Origin of the sequence: Frigoribacterium sp. ME-P-080 (assembly GCF_030209595.1) — a bacterium.
Classification (GTDB): Bacteria; Actinomycetota; Actinomycetes; order Actinomycetales; family Microbacteriaceae; genus Frigoribacterium.
Genome location: NZ_JARVRR010000006.1, coordinates 44,365 through 64,177 on the forward strand (window position 1 = coordinate 44,365; position 19,813 = coordinate 64,177).

Sequence of the window (19,813 nt, forward strand, 5' to 3'; positions counted from 1 at the left end):
TGTCTTCGTTCCTCGATGTGTCGTTCATGGGCTTCAGCCGCAGGTGACCCGTGCGTAGCCGCTGTCGGTCTTGCCGTCGACCGTCCCGCGGATGCGGACCTCCGTCGCCGAGGGATCGACCCGGGACGTCGTCGTGTACGCGCCGTTCCTGTCTCCGGACTGCCAGTTGTCCAGGATGAGGGGCGACACGTTGAACTCGACCGTCGCCGAGAAGTCGAGGTTACCGTTCGACGGCGGGTTGACCACGAGGGGTTCGCCGGGGACGCACGAGACGATGACGGGCCGCACCGTCACGGGCGTCGCGGCCTGACGATCGGACGCGGCGCCACAGAACGTCTCGGAAGCGTCTCGACAGCCTCGGACGTAGACCTGGAGTTCGGTGCCGTATCCCCCGGTGGAGACGAAGCCGTCGGCGGCCAGGGGCTGCCAACCCGTCTGCCCGTTCTGCGACCACTCGAATCGGGCTGCCGTACCCGACACCACGTCGGTCGCGGAGACCCTGACGTCGAAGCGTCCCCCACCGTTCTCGATCGACGCCACGGTCGCGCGAGCAGCACCGGGGGCCTTGAGTGCCGTGGTGCGACCCGAACCCGCGGAACAGAAGGTGCCGTTGTCCGCCTTCACGACGTAGAGGTAGGTGACGCCGTCCTCTGCGGACGAGTCCGTCGCTCCCCCGCCGGCGAGGGGAACGGGGTCACCCGGGGTGTCGCAGGACACCGGCCCGTCCGAGCCGGCGACGCGGACCACCCGGTACGTGGGAGCCGATCCGCCGTTCGCGGTCGACGGCGTCCAGGTGATCTGCACGCCGCCGCTCACGGGGGTGGCCGTGACCTGGGGTACCCCGGGGCTCCCGACGGGTACCACCCGCGTCAGGGACGCCCGGGCCCACGCCGCCTCGCTGTCGACGTCGGCGTCGTTCTTCGCGAAGACGTTCACCGTGTAGTTCTGGTTCGGGACGAGGCCGGGGATGACGCTCTGCTGCACCCCACGGCGAACGGTCTGGGATCCCGTCGTGGGCCCGGACCATTCGACGACGTACGACTGGATCGCGGAGCCCGGCCGGGGATCCGGCGAGTCCGTCCACGTGATCCGGGTGTCGCCCTGGCCCGACGGCACCGCAGTCGCGCTCAGGCCCGTGGGTGCGGCGGGCACGTAGTCGGCACTGTAAGCGGGACTCGGCGCCGATGCAGCGGAGTCCCCGACGCCGTTGGTGGCGACGACCGTGAAGGAGAACCGCTGGCCCGCGGGCAGGTCGGTCAGGGTGCAGACCGTCGCCAGCCCGCAGGCCTTGGAGTACGAGCCCCCGGCCGAACCCGCCCCGGACAGACGGTAACCGGTCAGCGGCGAGTTGTTGGCCGCGGGAGCCGTGTAGCTCAGGGTGAGCTGTCCCCCCGTGAAGGTGCCCGTTCGGACCGGGGCATTGGGGGCGTTCGGGACGTCCTGCACGCTGATGGTGACGGTGCCCCAGACGTATCGGTCGGGGTCGTCCGTGACGTCGGCGACCTGGTACTGGAGGTTCGTGTCGCCGGGGGCCGCGGAAGCCGCGACCGAGACGGCGAGACTCCGGTTGTCACCGCTCGGCGTGATCGAGACGCCTGCCGGCACGCTCGACCCGTTCAGCCCACGGATCGCCACCACCCGCAGCGCCTGCCCGGGGAAGGGATTGGTCGCCTGGTCGTTCTGCAACACGTCGACCGAGGTCGAGGCCCCGCGCTTGACGACGGCACGATCGGCGGCCGGTTGAGCGAGCGGGCGGGTCGATCCCACGACCGACACGGTGACGGCACCGCTCCGACCCGGGTTGAGGGCATCGCTGACGGCGACGGGGAGCGACCTGCTCGTCCCCTTCGCGGTGCCGGCCTCGGCCGAGACGGTGAGCTTCGACCCGGACAGGTCGAAGCCGAAGCCCGCGACGCCGCCCTGTTCGACCGAGTACCGGAGCTCGTCGACGTCGTCCGGATAGGGGTACGTGGTGAGCCGAGCGAGGTCGAGCGTGCGGGACTGGCCCGGTTCGAGGTCGATCGAGGTGCCGTTGAAGACGGGTGGCTGGTTCTCTCGCGACGTCACCGTGATGGGCAGCACGAGCGACGCCGTCCGACCGTCCGGGTCGTCGGCCGAGCGACCGTCGGTCACCTGGAACGAGATCGAGGCCGTACCCGAGAACAGGTCGGCGGACGTGAACCGGAGGGTCGTGTCGTCGACCACGAGGTCGTCGCCGTTCGAGTTCGTCGCCCGGACCGTCGCGGGGTCGGTCAGTCTGACTCCGTTGGTACCGGCGGAGATCACGTAACGGTCGAGGTCGATCGTGACGGCCTTCTCGCTCTCGACCGTGATCGGACGGACCGTCCGGTCGACCTGCGGCAGGGCGTCGTCGAAACCGGGCACGACGATGAACGCGTAGGAGCGGACGCCCGGGTCGTCCTTCCTCGAGACCGAGAACGGGACGATCTGGCTCGAATCGGTGATGCGGACGGTCACGCGCGAGTTCGGCGTCACCTCGGCCGTCGAGCCGAATCCCGGGGCCAGTCCGAGGTCGAGCTGCGAGGTGCTGCCGTCCGAGAAGAACACGTTGGTCAGGGGGTTGACCGTCACGGTCTGCCGACCGGCGATGTCGCTGAGTCCGAGGACCGTGTCGTCGGCGAGCGGGTAGTTCAGTGGTGCGTCGGGATCGACGGTCACGGTGACGAAGGTCGAGCTCTGCCCGCCGCGCTCGTTCGACACCGTGTAGACGAGGCCGTACGTCCCGGGGGTCTCGGGGGGCGTCACCGACACCATCGTCCCCGACACGACCTTGGCGACGACACCCTCGCCGTTCGGCTCGACGGCGTCGACCGACAAAGCGCCCCCGTCGGGGTCGGAGTCGTTGTCGAGCACCCGGACCGTGATGGACCCCCCGGGTCGCATCGTCACGGCGTCTGCGACGGCGATCGGGTTGCGCGATCCGTCGGCGCGGGTCGAGATCCCCACGCGGACCGTGCCGGTGGCCCGGGCACCCAAGCCGTCCACGACCGCGTAGGTGAAGCTGTCGGTGCCCGCCGAGCTGGCGTTCGCCTGGTACTCGACGTAGTCGGTGCCGACGGTCGACACGCTGCCCTTCTCGGGGCTCGTGCCCACCCCGAGCAGCTGGACCGAGTCGCCGTCGGGATCGATGCCGTCGAGCGGAACGCCGATGCGCACGGTCTCGCCTGCGACGACGCGCGCCGTCACCGACTGGGGCGCGGGGGCGGCGTTGCTGCCCGCGTCGACCTCGCGGACCGCGATGGCGACCTGGGCCGAGGCCCGCTGCCCGTCGGGGCCCTCGACGGTGTAGGTCGCCGTGACGTTGCCCGGGGTGGTGGGGGCCAGGTACCGGAGACGGTTACCCGACGCGAAGAGCAACCCGCTGCCGGCCGGGACGTCCCTCTCGAGTCGCGGCACCAGCGTCAACTCGTCGCCGTCGGGCTGCTCGTCGTTGGCGAGGACGTCGATGTCGATGGAGTCCCCCACCCGGACGGTCACCTGGTCGTCGGTCGCGATCGGCGGCTGGGTGATCGCCCGGCGCGGGATCTCGACCACCGTCACGGTGCCGGTCGCGGAGGCGAGGCCGTTGCTGACGGTGTAGCCGAAGGTGACCGGCCCGTCGTCGAGCGGGGCCGCGAGCGTGATGCGGGCGTAGCGCTGATCGAGCGTCTCGACCCTGACCCCGGATGCGGCGGGCACGGCATCGGTCGCCGTGAGCATGAGGACGTTGTTGGCCGGGTCACGATCGGTCGTGACGACGTCGAGCGTCTGCGTGCCCAACGTCTCGACGAAGATCGTCTTGGGCGTCGTGACGGGGGGTGTGCCCGCGTCCGGAGGGGACTGGACGTCCACCCTGACCGTGCCGGTCGCCGTCTGGTCGCCGTCCGTCACGGTGTACTCGAGCAGGTGGGTCCCGGGCACGTCGCTGAGGAACCGGAACGTGCCCTGTTCGTAGTTCGGCGTGACGGTGACGTCGGCCTTCGCCGGGACGCTGTTCAGCTTGACGGTGCCCGTGCCGCCTCGAGCGTAGGTCAGCGGCCGCACGGTCAGCTGCTGGCCCGCATAGGCCTGCTGCGAGAAGGGCAGGGCTTCGAGGGGCACCTGCCCTGCCCCCATCACCGTGATCGCGAGCGATCCTCGCCCCTCGTCACGGCCGTCCGAGACCGTCAGCGGGACGTCGACGGTCGTGTCGCCCGCACCGGCGTCCTGGTAGACGACGTCCCCCGAGGGCTTGTACGAGAGCCCCGCCGCCCCTCCTGCCGAGGTCAGGTAGAAGGCATCACCGTCGGGGTCGATCCAGTCGCCGAGCACCGAGGTGGTGACCCGGCCCGAGGACGACACCGACGCCGACGTCCTGCGCGCCTGCTGCGGCGGCGAGTTCTCCGACGGTTGGCGCACGGTGAGGGCGACCGTCGCGCTGGCCTGACCGCCACGTCCGTCGGAGATGGTGTAGTCGAACGAGAACGTGCCGGAAGCCGAGTCGGTGAGGGTGAGGAGCACCTGTTGTCGGTCGTTGACGAGGTCGACCCGGCCGACGGCGTCGTCGAGTGCGGACACGTCGTCGATCACGAGCGGGTCGCCGTTCGGGTCGTAGTCGTTGAGCAGCACGGGCAGGGTGCTCGCTCGACCGGGTCGTGCGCCGAACGCGTCGTCCACGGCGACCGGTGGTTTCTGGTCGAGATCCAACTCGGGCGGTTGCCGGTCGTCGTTCTCCTGTTGCTCTTCTTGGTCGCGGTCCTCTTGGAAGAGGTCCGACCAGTTGTCGATGAGCTCGCCGGAACGCTGGACCGCCCAGGACCGACCCGACGCCGGATCGTTGAGCACGACCCGGCGCGCGTTGACGTCGAAGACCAGGCTCGCCCCTCCGGTGACCTGTTCGAGGTCGAGGACTCCCCCGCGGGCCGACGCACAGTCGCTCCACGCCGACCCGCCCGCCCAGGCGCCGAAGCGGCAGTCGCCGACGACGACGGGTCGCGCGGGCTTGCCCTCGCGTCCGCCGACGACCTCGGCGACCCGTGAGGAGTCGATCGACACGGACAAGAGGCCGGTGGACGTCGCGACCAGGACCTCGTCGCCCGTGTCGGACCCCGTCTGCAGGGCGAGCCCGCCCGAGGCCCGGTCGGACAGGTCGACCTGCCGTCCGTCGACGACCAGTTCCCCCGTGACGGCATCGAGCACGGCCCAGTGACCGCCGACCGAGGCCACCTGGTACCCGGAGGACGACGAGGCGGGCACGTCGTGCGTCTCGGCGACGTCGGGGGACACCGTTCCGTCGAAGATCGACACCCTGCCGGTGTCGGACGAGTAGGCGACCACACGGCCGTCGGGCGTGACGTCGGTGACCAGTCCCTTGCCGAGGCTGAGATCGGGGTCGACCTCGTTGCTGAAGGACGCCAGGTCCGAGAGCGGTTGGCTCCAGACCTCCCCCGTGCCCTGTGACACGACGAGCACACGGTCCCCGGCGATCGACACGTCGGGCGATTCGGGCGGGAGCGGGACGCTCTCGGCCACCTCGGCCGTGGCGGTGTCGACGACACCGACCGTGGCGTTGCTGCGATCCACGAGCAGGACGTCCTGCTCGCGCTGGACGACCGAGAGGTCGGCACCGGTGCCGCGCACGGCGGAGTTGAGCTGCAGGACGTCGGTGTTCGCCCGACCGATCGCGGCGCGTTCTCCGTTGGCGACCCAGACCGTTCCGTCGGAGAGGTCGACGCGCTGGGCCTCGTAGCCACCGCTGGCCACGGCGACGGTCGTCACGAGCGTGGCCACCACGACCACTCCGACCCCGGTGACGACGGCGGATCGACGACGGGAGGCCCAGTCGAGCAGCCGCCCCATCAGCCCTGACCCGCCGTCGCGCAGTTCTCGTTGCTCTCCGGGCCGGTCGAACCACCGCGGCTCACGGAGACGGTGATGCAGACCTCGTCACCCGGGTCGGCGGGGGTGGCGACGAACCGGTCGGCGGATTGCTGGCTCGTCTGCCCCCCGGTCGAGATGACGTAGGTGTCACCCGCTCGGAGCCCCGGGTCGCTCCAGGTGAAGACCACCGAGGAGCCGTCGCTCGACGACGCGACGTCGGCCACCCGGGGGATGTCGGTCGACGTCGAGCGGACGAGCACCAGCGTCGCGGCGGCCGCGAGGCCGATCCCCACCACCGACGCCGCGACGAGGGCCCACGTCACGACGAGCAACGACCGACGCCGCGTCGGACGTGTACCCGTGCTGCGAGGCACGGCGCGGCTCTGCTGGAGCGAACCGCCGTGCTGCGCCTGGACCTGGGCCTCGGTCGCCCGGCGCCGGCGGCGACGCCGCGAGGCCTGCACGGGGGTCACACCCCGGAGGCGCGTCTTGTCCTCGAGGTCGGCCACGGTCGCCAGGGCCCAGTCGTCGACCGCCACCTCGATGGGGGTCTGCGCGACGCCGATCTCGCTCTCGACCTGCTGGAGCTCGCGCACGAACTCGAGGACGCTGGCCTGGCGGTTCTCGGGGCGCCGCGACATGGACCTCGCGAGCAGTCGCTCGAGGGTGGGAGGGACGTCCGTCCGTCCGGTGGGCACGAGCTTGGCCTTGTCGATTCGACCGATCAGGTCGGACGCACCGTTCTTGTCGCCGCCGAGGACCTCGAAGGGGCTCCGGCCGGCGAGCAGCGAGTACACCGTCGCACCGAGGGACCACACCTCGGACTCGATGGTGCCGTTGGTCTCGTCGAGCAGCACCTCGGGGGCCGACCACGGGATGGACATGCCGACGACCTCTTGCGGCTCGCTCTCGCTGAGGGACGCGGCGATGCCGAAGTCCGACAGCACGGGGTGGCCGTAGGCCGTCATGAGGATGTTCGAGGGTTTCAGGTCGCGGTGGAGGACGCCCTGCCGGTGGGCCGTCTCGACCGCGCTGCCGATCTTGACGCCGATGCGCAGCACGTCGGCGACGGGGATGCGGTCGCGCCGGTACCGCTCGCTCAACGACGACGAGCAGAGTTCCATCACCAGGTACGGACGGCCGTCGGCCGAGACGCTGGCCTGGAACACCGTGAGGATCGACGGGTGGGCACTCAGCTGGGCCATGAGGTTCGCCTCGGCCTGGAACATCTGGCGGACCTGGTCGTTCACGACCTCGCTGAGCATGACCTTCACCGCGACCTGCCGGCGCGGCATGTTCTGTTCGTAGAGGAACACGTCGGCGAAGCCGCCCGACCCGAGCACGCGCACATGCGAGAATCCCGGCAGGACGGGGGGCGCCGAAGGCAGTCGTCGAGCCACGTCGCCTCCTCTGGGGATCGATGCCGGGTCGGCTGGGCGGAACAGGTCGGCGTCGGTCCGACCGCAGCCATTCTACGTGGGGGTCCCCGACGCCCGAGAGGCCCGTGGGCCCCCCTGTGGACGGACCCGGTCCCCCCATTTCGGGGGCGGGGCCGTCCGTGTCCGCGTGTCGCGCCTACTCGGCGTCCGTCGTCTCGGCGCTCCGGACGTCCACGACGACGGCCGTGACGTTGTCGCGTCCACCCGCCTCGACGGCGGCCTCGACGAGGGCCGTCGCCGCCGGCTCGGCACCGTCGACGCCGCCGAGGAGCTCGGCGATCCGCCCGGCGGACAGTTCTTTGGTCAGGCCGTCCGAGCAGACGAGGAGGCGCAGGCCGGGTCGGGCGGGCACCCTCCAGTAATCCGGACGCGGGTCGACGTCGAACCCGACCGCCCGGGTGATCACGTTGCTGTCGGGGTGCTTCTCGGCGTCGTCCGCGTGCAGGAGCCCCGCGTCGACCATCTCCTGGACGACGGAATGGTCGACGGTCACCTGGCGGAGACGGCCGTCTTCGAACATGTACACGCGGGAGTCGCCCACGTTGAAGACCGTGAAGTCGACCTCGGCGCCTTCTCCCTCTCGTGAGAGGAACGCCCCGGTGGCCGTCGTGCCGACCCCGAGCTCGGTGTCGGCCGCCGCCACCGCGATGTCCTCCGTGGCCACGCGGAGGGCCGTCTCGACGTCGTCCGTGGTGGCGAACGGGCGTGACGCGATCTCGCTCATGCGGCGCACGACCGCGTCGCTCGCCACGTCGCCCGCGCTGTGCCCTCCCATGCCGTCGGCCACGACGAACAGCGGCGCCTCTGCGAGGTAGCTGTCCTCGTTGTGCGCTCGGCGACGACCCACGTCGGTCACCCCCGCCCAGTCGAAGGTGAGCCCCGGGCCGTCGAGGCCGAGGGCGTGGGCGGTCGTGGGGCGGCCGAGCTCTGTCACAGGAGGGGTTCTTTCGTCGGGATGATGCGCTGGGGAGGCAGGATCTCGAGAAGGTTCCCGTCACCTACGTCCACTATCGTGCCTGCACGGGCGACGAGCGACTCGCCTTGCCGGAGAACGACGGGAAGGCGTCCGGGCTCGATCACCCGGGTCCCGTTCGTCGAACGCAGGTCGGTGACGACGACGGTGCCCCCGTGCTGGCGCACGTCGACGTGCGCCCCCGAGACCTCGTGTCGCGGAGACGGCACGGTCACCAACCGTGGCAGGGGTCCAGAGCCCACGCGCGGCCCGGTCGGGCGACGCCCCACGATGACGGGCACGTCGAGCGACAGGTCCTGCCCGGCGACCCTCACCCCGTGGAGGCGCGGGGTGGGTCGGCCCGACGGGTTCGGCTCCCCGCTCGTCGGCGGCCGTGCCGGCGGGGAGACCCGGAGGACCGTGTCGTCCGCGTCCGTCTCGTCGACGCCCGAGGGGCGGGCAGGGCGACCGACGACCGTGTCGTCGATCGAGCCGACTCGGTGCCACGATCCTGGTGACTGTTCGGTGGGCATCTCGTTCCTCTCACCGGGGGCTCTGACGCGGGTCGGCGACCACGACCTCCACGGTAGCGCCCGGTGACCGGTCCGTTCGGGTGCCGCGTCCACACCGGCGCCCAGGCTGCACCACCGCACGTCTCCTCCCCACGCCGGGTGCGGCAGCCGCCGGTGCACACCCGGCCCGTTCTCCGGCGTCCCGACCGGGCGGCCGCCCTAGCGTGACGCCATGACCGACCTCGTCCTCGTACCCCCGCTGCCACCCGGCCGTGCCGACGACGACGAACCGCCGGGGCTCGTCCGACTCGACTCCCCCGTGGGACGCATCGAGATCGTCGGTCGCCACTTCGCCGTCGAGGGCCTCGCGATCGAGCGTGAGGGCGTCCTGCCTCACGACGGTCAACCCGAGCGGCCCGACAACCTGCTCGACGCCGCCCGACGTCAGGTCGACGGCTACTTCGAAGGGGTGCGTACCCGCTTCGATCTTCCGCTCCGCCTGGTCGGTTCGAGCTTCCAGCGCTCGGTCTGGTCCGCGCTGCTCGAGGTCGAGTGGGGACGGGCCACGACCTATGGACGACTCGGCGGGACCTTCGGCAATCCTCGGGCCGGGCGAGCCGTCGGTGGAGCGGTGGCGGCGAATCCGCTCCCCCTGCTCGTCCCGTGCCACCGCGTCCTGGGCCGGACGGGCGGCGTCACCGGCTACACCGTGGGCACAGGAGTCGAGACGAAGAAGTGGCTCCTCCGCCACGAGGGCATCGCGTTCCGAGAGGGTCCCGTGCCCCTGGACTGAGACAGAGCCGAAGCGTCGCCGCCCGCCCGGCGATCAGACGGACGCCTGCAGGACCGACTCGGCCACGAGCACGCTCTCGTCTCCGGGTTCGAGCACGAAACCTCGACCGCGGGCCCACTCCGTCAGGTCGCCGATGTCGGCCAGGTCCGGACGATCGGCCAGGAGGGCGCGAACGAACAACCCCTTGCTCTTCTTGTTGAAGTGGTTGAGGGCTCGGCGTCGGTCGCCCGCATCCGAGACGACCCGGACGTACGTCGACCTCGTCCCCGCCGGCCCCAGACCGACGTATCCCTCGGATCGCAGGTCGACGACGAGTTCGCCGACGCTTGCCAGGACCGCGGACACCGGCCCTCGCCAGAGTTTCTTCAACGACGTCCGGGGAACCCTCGAGTCGTGTGAGAGCCGGTAGGCGGGGATCTCGTCACCAGCCCGGAGCAAGCCGAACAAGGCCGAATGCACGAGTACGTGCCGGTGAGCCCACGTCCACGCGTCGGCACTCATGCCTGCCACACCGAGAGGGTCGAAGAGGACCCCCGTATAGCGCGACAGAGCGGGCATCGTGGGCGACACGGTCACGAGCCGGTTGCGCTCGACCTCGTGAGCCTGCGTGGGACCGAGTTTGAGTGCGGCGGCGGCCGCCGCGACGTCGGCCGACATCTCGTCGAGCAAGGCCAAGGAGGCGCGGCGAGGGCCGTCGAGCTCGTCGAACGACAGTGCCGTCACATCGAGCCGCGAACCGACGCTGCCCCCGTCGAGTTTGGTCTCGGACGGGGGCAGCAGGAACAGCATGTCGTTCGGTGGTGCAGACGGGCGGAGCTCAGTTGAGCTGTGCGTTGCGCGCGACGACCGTCACGGTGTCGTTCTCGACGGACAGGAAACCGTCGTCGGCAGTCGCCTCGACGGTGGTGCCGTCGGACAACCGGACCCTGACCTGACCCGAGGCCAGGATGGCGAGGATCGGCTCGTGACCGGGAAGGATCCCGATCTCACCCTCGGCGGTGCGAGCGACGATCGACGACGCCTCGCCCGACCACACTTCGTGGTCGGCCGAGACGACGCTGACAGTGAGAGCAGCCACGATCAGCCGTTCTCCTTCTGGATCTGAGCCCACTTCTCTTCGACGTCCGAGATGGAGCCGACGTTGAAGAATGCCTGCGTGGCCACGTGGTCGAATTCGCCGTCGGCGATCGCGGTGAAGGACTCGATGGTGTCCTTCAGCGGGACGGTCGAGCCCTCGACACCAGTGAACTTCTTGGCCATGTAGGTGTTCTGCGAGAGGAACTGCTGGATGCGGCGCGCACGCGACACCGTGATCTTGTCCTCTTCGGAGAGCTCGTCGACACCGAGGATGGCGATGATCTCTTGCAGCTCCTTGTTCTTCTGCAGGATGGCCTTGACCCGGATCGCCGTGTCGTAGTGCGCCTGGCCCAGGTAACGCGGGTCGAGGATGCGGCTGGTCGACGTAAGCGGGTCGATCGCGGGGTAGAGACCCTGGGACGCGATCTCACGCGACAACTCGGTGGTCGCGTCGAGGTGCGCGAACGTCGTCGCGGGAGCCGGGTCGGTGTAGTCGTCGGCAGGCACGTAGATCGCCTGCAGCGAGGTGATCGAGTGACCGCGCGTCGAGGTGATGCGCTCTTGGAGGACACCCATCTCGTCGGCCAGGTTGGGCTGGTAACCCACGGCCGAGGGCATGCGACCCAGAAGGGTCGAGACCTCGGAACCGGCCTGCGTGAAGCGGAAGATGTTGTCGATGAAGAGGAGCACGTCCTGCTTCTGCACGTCGCGGAAGTACTCGGCCATCGTGAGGGCCGACAGCGCGACGCGGAGACGGGTTCCCGGCGGCTCGTCCATCTGGCCGAAGACCAACGCGGTCTTGTCGAACACGCCCGCTTCGTCCATCTCGGCGATGAGGTCGTTGCCCTCGCGGGTACGCTCACCGACGCCGGCGAAGACCGACACACCACCGTGGTCCTGCGCGACACGCTGGATCATCTCCTGGATGAGGACGGTCTTGCCGACACCCGCACCACCGAAGAGACCGATCTTGCCGCCCTGCACGTAAGGCGTGAGGAGGTCGATGGACTTGATGCCCGTCTCGAACAGCTGGGTCTTGGACTCGAGCTGGTCGAACTTCGGGGGCTTGCGGTGGATGGGCCAGCGCTCGGTGATCTCGACCGTCTCGTCACCCTCGAGGTTGAGGATCTCGCCCGTGACGCTGAAGACCTTGCCCTTGGTGACGTCGCCGACGGGCACCGAGATGGGCGCGCCGGTGTCGATGACCTCCTGCCCACGGACGATGCCGTCGGTGGGCTTGAGGGCGATGGCACGGACGAGGTCGTCACCGAGGTGCTGGGCGACCTCGAGCGTGATCTGCGTGGTCGTGTCACCGATGGTGATCTTCGTGGTCAGCGCGTTGTAGACGCCGGGGATGGCATCGTGCGGGAACTCGATGTCGACGACGGGGCCCGTGACCCGGGCGATGCGCCCGACGCCGGGAGCCGACTCGGTCGCGACCGGTGCGGTTGCGGTGTCAGTCATGGCTTCTCTCTCTTCGGATGATGATGCTGTGGTGCAGAGCTCTACTTGGCCGACCCGAGGGCGTCTGCGCCGCCCACGATCTCGGAGATCTGCTGCGTGATCTCGGCCTGACGCGCGTTGTTGGCCAGACGGGTGAAGTCGCGGATGAGGGTGTCGGCGTTGTCGCTGGCAGCCTTCATGGCCTTCTGACGGGCGGCGTGCTCGGAGGCGGCCGACTGCAGCATGGCGTTGAAGATGCGGCTCTCGATGTAGACCGGCAACAGGGCATCGAGGACCTCGGTCGGATCGGGTTCGAAGTCGTACAGCGGCAGGACCTCGTCCTCTCCGGGCTCTTCGATGCCCTCGACGACCTCGAGGGGAAGCAGACGGACGACCTCGGGAACCTGGCTGACCATGTTCACGAAACGGTTGTAGACGATGTGGATCTCGTCCACGCCGCCCTCGGCCGCCTCGGTGAGGAACTTGGAGACGACGGCGTCGCCGATCTCTTTCGCCGTGACGAACTCGGGCTGGTCCGTGTTGCCCGTCCACACCTGCTCGGCGTCACGACGACGGAAGGCGAAGTACCCCTGGGCCTTGCGACCCACGAGGTAGTAGACGACCTCTTTGCCCTGGCTCCGCAGCAGCTGCGCGAGCTGCTCGCTCTCTTTCAGCGTGTTCGAGCTGAATGCACCGTTGAGGCCGCGGTCCGACGTGAACACGACGATCGCGGCACGCTCGACCGTCTCGGGCTCGGTGGTCAGCACGTGGTCGACGTCCGAGAACGTCGCCACGGCCGACACCGCGCGGGTGATGGCTCGCGAGTACGGCCCGGAGGCTTTCATCCGGGCCTGCGCCTTCTGGATGCGCGAGGCCGAGATGAGCTCCATCGCGCGAGTGACCTTCTTGGTCGTCTGCGCAGAGCGGATCCTCTGCCGGTAGACCCGGAGTTGGGCTCCCATTACTCTCCTGTTGTCTCGTCAGTCGTGAACGTCGAACGGGCGCGTCAGCGCTTCGTCTTGACGATCTTCTCCTGGTTGACGTCGTCGGCGTCGGTGGCCTCGAACTCTTCACGTCCCACCGAAGCGAGAGGCTTGCCCTCACCGGTCTGGAATTCTTGCTTGAACGAGTCGATGCCGCTCTCGAGAGCCGCGACGATGTCGTCCGACAGCACGTTCTTCTCCCTGAGATCGGACAACACCGACGTGTTCCGGCCCATGTAGTCGAGCAACTCGCGCTCGAAACGCAGGATGTCGGGCACGGGGACCTCGTCGAGCTTGCCGTTGGTGCCGGCCCAGATCGAGACGACCTGGTCCTCGACCGGGTAGGGCGAGTACTGCGGCTGCTTGAGGAGCTCGGTGAGACGTGCACCACGTGCGAGCTGACGACGGCTCGCCGCGTCGAGGTCGGACGCGAACATCGCGAACGCTTCGAGCGAGCGGTACTGGGCCAGTTCGAGCTTGAGCGTGCCGGAGACCTTCTTGATCGACTTGACCTGGGCGTCACCGCCGACGCGCGACACCGAGATGCCGACGTCGACCGCGGGACGCTGGTTCGCGTTGAAGAGGTCGGACTGCAGGAAGATCTGGCCGTCGGTGATGGAGATCACGTTGGTCGGGATGTAAGCCGAGACGTCGTTGGCCTTGGTCTCGATGATGGGCAGACCCGTCATCGAGCCGGCGCCCAGCTCGTCGGACAGCTTCGCGCAACGCTCGAGCAGACGCGAGTGCAGGTAGAAGACGTCACCCGGGTATGCCTCGCGTCCCGGCGGACGACGAAGGAGGAGCGAGACGGCACGGTAGGCCTCGGCCTGCTTCGACAGGTCGTCGAAGATGATGAGGACGTGCTTGCCGCTGTACATCCAGTGCTGACCGATGGCAGACCCGGTGTACGGAGCGAGGTACTTGAAGCCGGCGGGGTCCGAGGCGGGAGCGGCGACGATCGTCGTGTACTCCATGGCTCCGGCCTCTTCGAGGGCACCCTTGACCGAGGCGATCGTGGAGCCCTTCTGGCCGATGGCGACGTAGATGCAGCGGACCTGCTTGTTCTCGTCGCCGGACTCCCAGTTGGCCTTCTGGTTGATGATCGTGTCGATCGCGATGGCCGTCTTGCCGGTCTGGCGGTCGCCGATGATGAGCTGGCGCTGCCCACGACCGACGGGGATCATGGCGTCGATCGCCTTGATGCCGGTCTGCATGGGCTCGTGGACCGACTTGCGCTGCATGACACCGGGGGCCTGGAGTTCGAGGGCACGACGCCCCTCGGTGGCGATGTCGCCGAGACCGTCGATGGGTGCGCCCAGCGGGTCGACGACGCGACCCAGGTAGCCGTCGCCGACGGGGACGGAGAGGACCTCACCCGTGCGGGTGACCTCCATGCCCTCTTCGATGCCGGAGAACTCGCCGAGGACGATGGCGCCGATCTCGTCTTCGTCGAGGTTCTGAGCGAGACCCTGCGTGCCGTCCGCGAAGCGGATGAGCTCGTTGGCCATGACGCCGGGGAGCCCCTGGACGTGGGCGATGCCGTCGGCTGCGTCCGTGACGTGGCCGACCTCGGTGGTGGAGGCCTTCGAAGGGTCGTACGACGAGACGAAGTCCTTCAGCGCGTCGCGAATCTCATCCGGGCTGATCTTGATGTCTGCCATTGTGATTCCTATTCGTAGCGAGGCTTCGGGAGGCCTCGAGTCTGTGTGTGAGAGCGTGACTAGCCGGCGAGCTGCAGGCGGAGCAGGCTGAGCTTCGTCGCAACGGTGCCGTCGATGACCTCGTCGCCCACCTGGACGCGGAGGCCGCCGACGACGGCGGGGTCGATGACCTGGTTGATGCGCAGGCTACGCCCGAACTGCCTGGCCAAACCGTGCTGCAACCGAGTGACGTGGGCGTCGTCGAGGTGGACGGCGCTCGTGACGGTGGCGACGAGCTGATCGGACTGGTCGGCGACGATGTCGGCTGCGTGACGGAGGAGCTCACCGATCCGACGGCCACGGGGCTGCTGCACCAGGTGCATCACGATGGCGACCGTCTGACGACTGGCCTTCCCTCCGAGCAGGCGCTCGACGAGGTCCGCCTTGGCGGCGGGATCGCCCAGCTTGGAGCCGAGGGCCAATTCGAGCTGCGAATCCGTGCGGACGGCGGCATCGAAGGCGAAGAGCTCGTTCTCGATGCTGCTGTCGGCAGGCGTGGTCGTCGCGATCGCTCGGAAGGCGACCTCTTCGATGCCGGCGAGCAGATCGTCGGACGACGACCAGCGGCTGCCGACGACCGATACGAGCACCGCTCGCGTCGACTCGGAGAACGACCCGAAGAGCCGGTCGAGCAGCTGCTTCTTCGTCGCCACGTCGACAGCGGGGTCGGCGAGGTACGACTGCAGCTGAACGGAGCCGCCGATGACCCGACCGGCGTCGAGCAACTGCTCGCCGGTCGTCAGGTCGACCGACCCGCCGAGGTCGGACAAGACCGACCGCGCCGAACCGAGTGCTTCTCGGGACATGGAACCCATCGTCAGTTGCCCGCCTTAGCGTTCTCGTCCGCCTCGAGGTCGGCCAGGAAGCGGTCGACCACGGCCGACGCCTTCGCGTCGTCGCTCAGCGACTCACCGATGACGCCGGAGGCGAGGTCGATGGCCAACGATCCGACTTCGGACCGGAGCGAGGCCACGGCGGCCTGGCGCTCGGCCTCGATCTGCGCGTGGGCGGAGGCGGTGATGCGGTCGGCCTCGGCCTGCGCCTGCTGCTTGAGCTCGGCGATGATCTCGTTGCCCTCGGCGCGCGCAGCCTCACGGATGCGAGCGGCCTCGGCACGAGCGTCGGCCAGCTGCTTCTTGTATTCGTCGAGGGCCTTGGCAGCCTCGGCCTGTGCGGCCTCGGCGTGCTTGATGCCGCCTTCGATGCGCTCGGCACGCTCGTCGAGGATCCTGCGGAACTTGGGGATCGCGAAGAGCCCGAAGAACGCGGCGATGACCACGAAGACGACCAAGGACCAGAGGATGTCGTAACCAGCGGGGAAGAAGATGGCGGCGCCTTCGGGCGCACCACCCTCGGCCGCGAGGATCGTCTCGATCATCGGTGTGTCGTCCTAACTGATCAGGAGAAGATGAAGCCGGCGGCGAGGCCGATGAAGCCCAGCAGCTCGGTGAACGCGATGCCGAGGAACATCGTGACCTGCAGGCGGCCGGCCAGCTCGGGCTGGCGGGCCATGGCCTCGACGGTCTTGCCCGCGACGATGCCGATACCGATGCCGGGGCCGATCGCAGCGAGGCCGTAGCCGACGGTCGCGATGTTGCCGTTGATCTCAGCGAGGATCGTGGTGGTGTCCACTTGTGTTTCCTTCCGGTTGGGCGATGCACGTCGGATGACGTGCGTCGTCTGTATTTAGTGTTCTTTCGCCGCGGCCTGTTGGATGTAGACCGAGGCGAGGAGCGTGAAGACGTAGGCCTGCAGCACGGCGACGGCCATCTCGACGATGGTCATCACGAAGCCACCGATGAGGGTGAGAGCACCGAAGGCCATGAAGCCCCCGCTCATGCTGAAGAAGAAGAAGTGCGTCGCCGCGAAGCAGAGCACCAGCAAGAGGTGGCCGACCATCATGTTCAACAGGAGTCGGAGGGCCAGGGAGATCGGCCGCACGATGAAGATGTTGATGAACTCGATGGGCGTCAGCAGGATGTACATGACCCACGGCACACCGGGCGGGAAGAGGGCGTTGCGCAGGAACGTCGCGCCACCGGCCTCGCGGAAGCCCGCGTAGATGAACATGATGTAGGCCACGACCGCCAGCAGCAGGGGCATGGCGATGACCGACGTGCCTGCGATGTTGAGGCCGGGGATGATGCCCGTGATGTTCATGGCGAAGATGCCGAAGAACATGGCGGCCAGCAACGGCAGGTATTTGCGTCCGAGCTTCTCGCCGAGGATCTCTTCGACGATCTGGATGCGGACGAAGTCGAGGCCCAGCTCGGCGATGCTCTGCCCGCGGGACGGGATGAGCCGCCCCTTGCGCAGGGCCAGCCAGAACAGCAGCAACATGACGGCGATCGCGAAGAGGCGGACCAGCATGATGCGGTTCAGCTCGAAGGGGGTGCCCTCGAAGAAGATGGCGGGAGGGAAGAACTCGTCAAGAGTCGGGGCATGGAATCCCCCGTCCCCGTGGCCGGCTTCGGCAGCGGAGAGCAGGTTCACAGCGTTCGCTATCAGCGCTATCTCCTGTGTCGGGGCGAGCACCCTGAAGTGTCGCGACGATTGGTGGGGTTTGTCATCCGTGCACGCTGGAGACGCGGCCGGGGAACGTCGTCAACCCTATCAAGGTAATGGTTGCTTCCACGAATCGGTCGAGGTATTTTCACCGTGTGCACGCATGGTCGTCAGTCCTGCGGAGCAGGGGGAAGCGTGGCGTCGCTCACGTACGACAGGCGCCCCCGGACGACCACGAGGGCGTCGACCGCCAGCGTGCCGATGATCGAGACCACGAGGGCCAGGAACAGCACGACGTCGTCCACGAACGGTTGGTCGCGCAGCACGACGAGCAACACGATGAAGATGACCAGCTTGAGGAGCCAGGCACCCATCACGATGCCGAAGAACGCACCGAGGGTGAAGCGGATCGCCACGAGCATGCTCGCGGCCGTGATCGCCGCGAAGAGGATCGCGAGCCCCACCCCCACGAGGGCGCTCCACAGCCCGTCGGTGCCGGCGAAGAGGTAGCCGAGCCCTCCTCCGACCACGGCGATGACGAGGGCGAGTGCACCCGTGTACTTGAGGATCTGGGTGAAGATCGAGCTGGCGTTCATGGGTGGTCCTTCGGGTTCGTCAGTTCGGGCACCTCGGCCTTGGCCGCGGTGTCGGTGTCGTGCGGGTCGAGGACGTCCGCGGCGGCGTCGAGTGGGTCGAACCGGTCGGACTCCGTCGTCGACAGGTCACCCGTGCGGGTCGTCTGGACGGCGATCTCGACCTTCTTGCGACGGCTGAGCGGAGACAACGTGGCGGCGGTGCAGGCGACCAGGCCGACGCCGAGGAAGACGGCGACCAGGTAGGTCGGCTTCACGAAGAGGAACATCAGGCCCCCGACGGCCGCCACGATCGTCCAGGCGTAGAAGATCAGGACGGCCTGGAAGTGCGAGTGTCCCATGTCGAGCAGGCGGTGGTGCAGGTGCTTGCGGTCGGCGGTGAAGGGGGACTTCCCGGCACTGAGTCGGCGGAGGACGGCCAGGCCGAAGTCGAGCAACGGCACGACGAGGATCGCGAAGGGCAGGACGATCGGGATGAACGCCGGCAGGAGTGCCGTCCGGGAGATCCCGGCCGGGTCGATCTGCCCGGTGACCGAGATCGCACTCGTCGCCATGACGAGTCCGGTGAGGAGCGCACCCGCGTCGCCCATGAAGAGCTTCGCCGGGTGCCAGTTCAGCGGGAGGAAGCCGAGGCAGGCCCCGATCAACACGGCGGAGAGGAGGGCGGCGAGGTTGAAGTACTCGGTCTGGCCGATGGTGATCGAGATCACGAAGCTGTAGACGAAGAAGACGCCGTTCGCGATGATCGCGACCCCGGCCACGAGGCCGTCGAGTCCGTCGATGAAGTTCACGGCGTTCATGACGAGGACGATCGTGAGGACCGTGAGGACGAGCGACATGTACGGCGAGCCGATGGCCAGGCTGCCCCCGATGGGCAACGAGACGAGCTGGACGCCCTGCCACGCGAGGACTCCCGCGGCGACGATCTGGCCTGCCAGCTTGGTCATCCAGTCGAGGTCGTACAGGTCGTCGACGACTCCGATGACGACGATGATCGTGGCGGCGCCGATGATGGCCAGAGGCGGCCCCGCGTCGGCGAAGACGAGACGGAAGTAGTCGACACCCGAGATCAAGGGGAAGACGAACCAGGCCGCGAGCAGCGCGACCACGATGCCGGCCCACATCGCGATTCCCCCGAGACGCGGCGTGGGCGTCTGGTGGACGTCCCGCTCGCGGATCTGGGGATAGAGGCGGTACTTGAGGCCCACCCGCCAGACGACGACGGACAACACGAAGCTGACCCCCGCCGAGATCGCCAGCGCGAGGAGGTAGTACCTCACGCGAGGGCGTCGACCCCGACGACGCGGATGATCTCGGCGTCGGACAGGACGCCGTGGCGCACGATGCGCAACACCCCGTCGGCACCGCCCGTCGCGTCGACGATCGTCGACCCCGTGTTGGCGCCGGCCCGGTGTTCGTACGTGGCACCCGCGGGGCCGTCGTCGAGGTACACCGACACGGAGTCGCCGAGCATGCGGCGGGCGTCGCCTGCCGTCTCGGCCGCGGGCTGGCCCGTGAGGTTGGCGCTCGACACCGCGAGCGGGCCGGTCTCTTCGAGCAGCTCGAGGGCGATGCGGTGGCTCGGCACGCGCAGGGCGACGGTGCCGCGCGTCTCGCCGAGATCCCAGCTGAGCGACGCCTGGGCACGGAAGATGACCGTGAGCGGGCCGGGCCAGAACTCGTCGAGCAACGGACGGACGACCTCGGGCACCCGGTCGGTGAGAGCGGCGAGGGTCTCTTGACCCTTGATCAGCACCGGAGGCGGGGACTGGCGACCACGACCCTTGGCGTCGAGCAGGCGCTGGACGGCGGTCGGGTCGAACGCGTCGGCCGCGACGCCGTACACCGTGTCGGTCGGCAGGACGACGAGCTCGCCTCGACCGACGGCACCGCGCGCCATGCGCATGCCGGCGAGGAGTTCGGAGTCGACGGAGCAGTCGTGAAAAGTGGCCATGAC

The 19,813-nt window shown here is 68.7% G+C and carries 17 protein-coding genes; 1 reads left to right on the forward strand and 16 read right to left on the reverse strand.

Features of this window, described 5'->3' with window-relative positions:
* Nucleotides 1–33 precede the first annotated feature (33 nt).
* The 4 genes from QRN23_RS11530 to QRN23_RS15475 form a co-directional block, all read right to left on the reverse strand.
* Complete coding sequence (locus QRN23_RS11530; RefSeq protein WP_285063603.1) at nt 34–5,838, reverse strand: Ig-like domain-containing protein; 5,805 nt, start codon at nt 5,836–5,838, stop codon at nt 34–36.
* Entirely contained in the window at nt 5,838–7,202 is a 1,365-nt protein-coding gene (locus QRN23_RS11535) for a serine/threonine-protein kinase (RefSeq protein WP_267658642.1), read from the reverse strand. Before QRN23_RS11535 ends, QRN23_RS11530 begins: the two co-directional genes overlap by 1 nt.
* 232 nt (nt 7,203–7,434) lie before the next feature.
* Nucleotides 7,435–8,232 carry a PP2C family protein-serine/threonine phosphatase gene (locus QRN23_RS11540; RefSeq protein WP_123570230.1) on the reverse strand — a complete coding sequence of 266 codons (798 nt, stop codon included), beginning with the start codon at nt 8,230–8,232 and terminating at the stop codon, nt 7,435–7,437.
* On the reverse strand, nt 8,229–8,783 hold the full coding sequence (locus tag QRN23_RS15475; protein ID WP_350224702.1) for an FHA domain-containing protein: 555 nt from the start codon (nt 8,781–8,783) through the stop codon (nt 8,229–8,231). The genes QRN23_RS11540 and QRN23_RS15475 overlap by 4 nt, the downstream gene beginning before the upstream one ends.
* 211 nt (nt 8,784–8,994) lie before the next feature.
* Between QRN23_RS15475 and QRN23_RS11545 the strand changes: the two genes are divergently transcribed.
* Nucleotides 8,995–9,555, forward strand: a complete 561-nt coding sequence (locus tag QRN23_RS11545) for a methylated-DNA--[protein]-cysteine S-methyltransferase (protein WP_285063605.1) — start codon at nt 8,995–8,997, stop codon at nt 9,553–9,555.
* Nucleotides 9,556–9,588: 33 nt separating this feature from the next.
* Here QRN23_RS11545 and QRN23_RS11550 read toward each other — a convergent pair whose 3' ends face one another.
* The 12 genes from QRN23_RS11550 to QRN23_RS11605 form a co-directional block, all read right to left on the reverse strand.
* Complete coding sequence (locus tag QRN23_RS11550) at nt 9,589–10,344, reverse strand: YaaA family protein (RefSeq protein ID WP_285063607.1); 756 nt, start codon at nt 10,342–10,344, stop codon at nt 9,589–9,591.
* A 28-nt stretch (nt 10,345–10,372) separates the two neighbouring features.
* A complete protein-coding gene (locus QRN23_RS11555; protein WP_043594515.1) occupies nt 10,373–10,633 on the reverse strand; it encodes a F0F1 ATP synthase subunit epsilon in 261 nt (86 codons plus the stop codon).
* 2 nt (nt 10,634–10,635) lie between these two features.
* On the reverse strand, nt 10,636–12,096 hold the full coding sequence (atpD, locus tag QRN23_RS11560; protein WP_043594513.1) for a F0F1 ATP synthase subunit beta: 1,461 nt from the start codon (nt 12,094–12,096) through the stop codon (nt 10,636–10,638).
* A 41-nt stretch (nt 12,097–12,137) separates the two neighbouring features.
* Complete coding sequence (locus QRN23_RS11565) at nt 12,138–13,037, reverse strand: F0F1 ATP synthase subunit gamma (protein ID WP_056045889.1); 900 nt, start codon at nt 13,035–13,037, stop codon at nt 12,138–12,140.
* 44 nt (nt 13,038–13,081) lie between these two features.
* Complete coding sequence (atpA, locus tag QRN23_RS11570) at nt 13,082–14,719, reverse strand: F0F1 ATP synthase subunit alpha (protein ID WP_056045891.1); 1,638 nt, start codon at nt 14,717–14,719, stop codon at nt 13,082–13,084.
* A gap of 59 nt (nt 14,720–14,778) precedes the next feature.
* Entirely contained in the window at nt 14,779–15,573 is a 795-nt protein-coding gene (locus QRN23_RS11575; protein ID WP_056045895.1) for a F0F1 ATP synthase subunit delta, read from the reverse strand.
* A 2-nt stretch (nt 15,574–15,575) separates the two neighbouring features.
* Nucleotides 15,576–16,136, reverse strand: coding sequence for a F0F1 ATP synthase subunit B (locus QRN23_RS11580; RefSeq protein ID WP_056045898.1), 561 nt, complete (start codon nt 16,134–16,136; stop codon nt 15,576–15,578).
* Nucleotides 16,137–16,156: 20 nt separating this feature from the next.
* Nucleotides 16,157–16,390 carry an ATP synthase F0 subunit C gene (gene atpE / locus QRN23_RS11585; RefSeq protein WP_043594505.1) on the reverse strand — a complete coding sequence of 78 codons (234 nt, stop codon included), beginning with the start codon at nt 16,388–16,390 and terminating at the stop codon, nt 16,157–16,159.
* A 54-nt stretch (nt 16,391–16,444) separates the two neighbouring features.
* Nucleotides 16,445–17,251: a F0F1 ATP synthase subunit A gene (gene atpB / locus QRN23_RS11590; protein WP_043594504.1), complete on the reverse strand. Its 807-nt coding sequence runs from the start codon at nt 17,249–17,251 to the stop codon at nt 16,445–16,447.
* Nucleotides 17,252–17,433: 182 nt separating this feature from the next.
* A complete protein-coding gene (locus QRN23_RS11595) occupies nt 17,434–17,859 on the reverse strand; it encodes a Cg1360 family ATP-synthase-associated protein (RefSeq protein WP_056045901.1) in 426 nt (141 codons plus the stop codon).
* On the reverse strand, nt 17,856–19,136 hold the full coding sequence (locus QRN23_RS11600; RefSeq protein ID WP_123570237.1) for an MraY family glycosyltransferase: 1,281 nt from the start codon (nt 19,134–19,136) through the stop codon (nt 17,856–17,858). The genes QRN23_RS11595 and QRN23_RS11600 overlap by 4 nt, the downstream gene beginning before the upstream one ends.
* The gene (locus tag QRN23_RS11605; protein ID WP_123570238.1) at nt 19,133–19,810 is read right to left on the reverse strand and encodes an L-threonylcarbamoyladenylate synthase; all 678 of its coding nucleotides are present in this window, start codon (nt 19,808–19,810) and stop codon (nt 19,133–19,135) included. The genes QRN23_RS11600 and QRN23_RS11605 overlap by 4 nt, the downstream gene beginning before the upstream one ends.
* Nucleotides 19,811–19,813 lie beyond the last annotated feature (3 nt).

Bases quoted from the DNA above. Each gene is read 5' to 3' on its own strand.
- atpD (WP_043594513.1), bottom strand. From the start codon at position 12,096: ATGACTGACACCGCAACCGCACCGGTCGCGACCGAGTCGGCTCCCGGC.
- QRN23_RS11575 (WP_056045895.1), bottom strand. From the start codon at position 15,573: ATGGGTTCCATGTCCCGAGAAGCACTCGGTTCGGCGCGGTCGGTCTTG.
- QRN23_RS11605 (WP_123570238.1), bottom strand. From the start codon at position 19,810: ATGGCCACTTTTCACGACTGCTCCGTCGACTCCGAACTCCTCGCCGGC.
- QRN23_RS11530 (WP_285063603.1), bottom strand. From the start codon at position 5,838: ATGGGGCGGCTGCTCGACTGGGCCTCCCGTCGTCGATCCGCCGTCGTC.
- QRN23_RS11545 (WP_285063605.1), top strand. From the start codon at position 8,995: ATGACCGACCTCGTCCTCGTACCCCCGCTGCCACCCGGCCGTGCCGAC.
- QRN23_RS11565 (WP_056045889.1), bottom strand. From the start codon at position 13,037: ATGGGAGCCCAACTCCGGGTCTACCGGCAGAGGATCCGCTCTGCGCAG.
- QRN23_RS11595 (WP_056045901.1), bottom strand. From the start codon at position 17,859: ATGAACGCCAGCTCGATCTTCACCCAGATCCTCAAGTACACGGGTGCA.
- QRN23_RS11550 (WP_285063607.1), bottom strand. From the start codon at position 10,344: ATGCTGTTCCTGCTGCCCCCGTCCGAGACCAAACTCGACGGGGGCAGC.
- QRN23_RS11580 (WP_056045898.1), bottom strand. From the start codon at position 16,136: ATGATCGAGACGATCCTCGCGGCCGAGGGTGGTGCGCCCGAAGGCGCC.
- atpA (WP_056045891.1), bottom strand. From the start codon at position 14,719: ATGGCAGACATCAAGATCAGCCCGGATGAGATTCGCGACGCGCTGAAG.
- QRN23_RS15475 (WP_350224702.1), bottom strand. From the start codon at position 8,783: ATGCCCACCGAACAGTCACCAGGATCGTGGCACCGAGTCGGCTCGATC.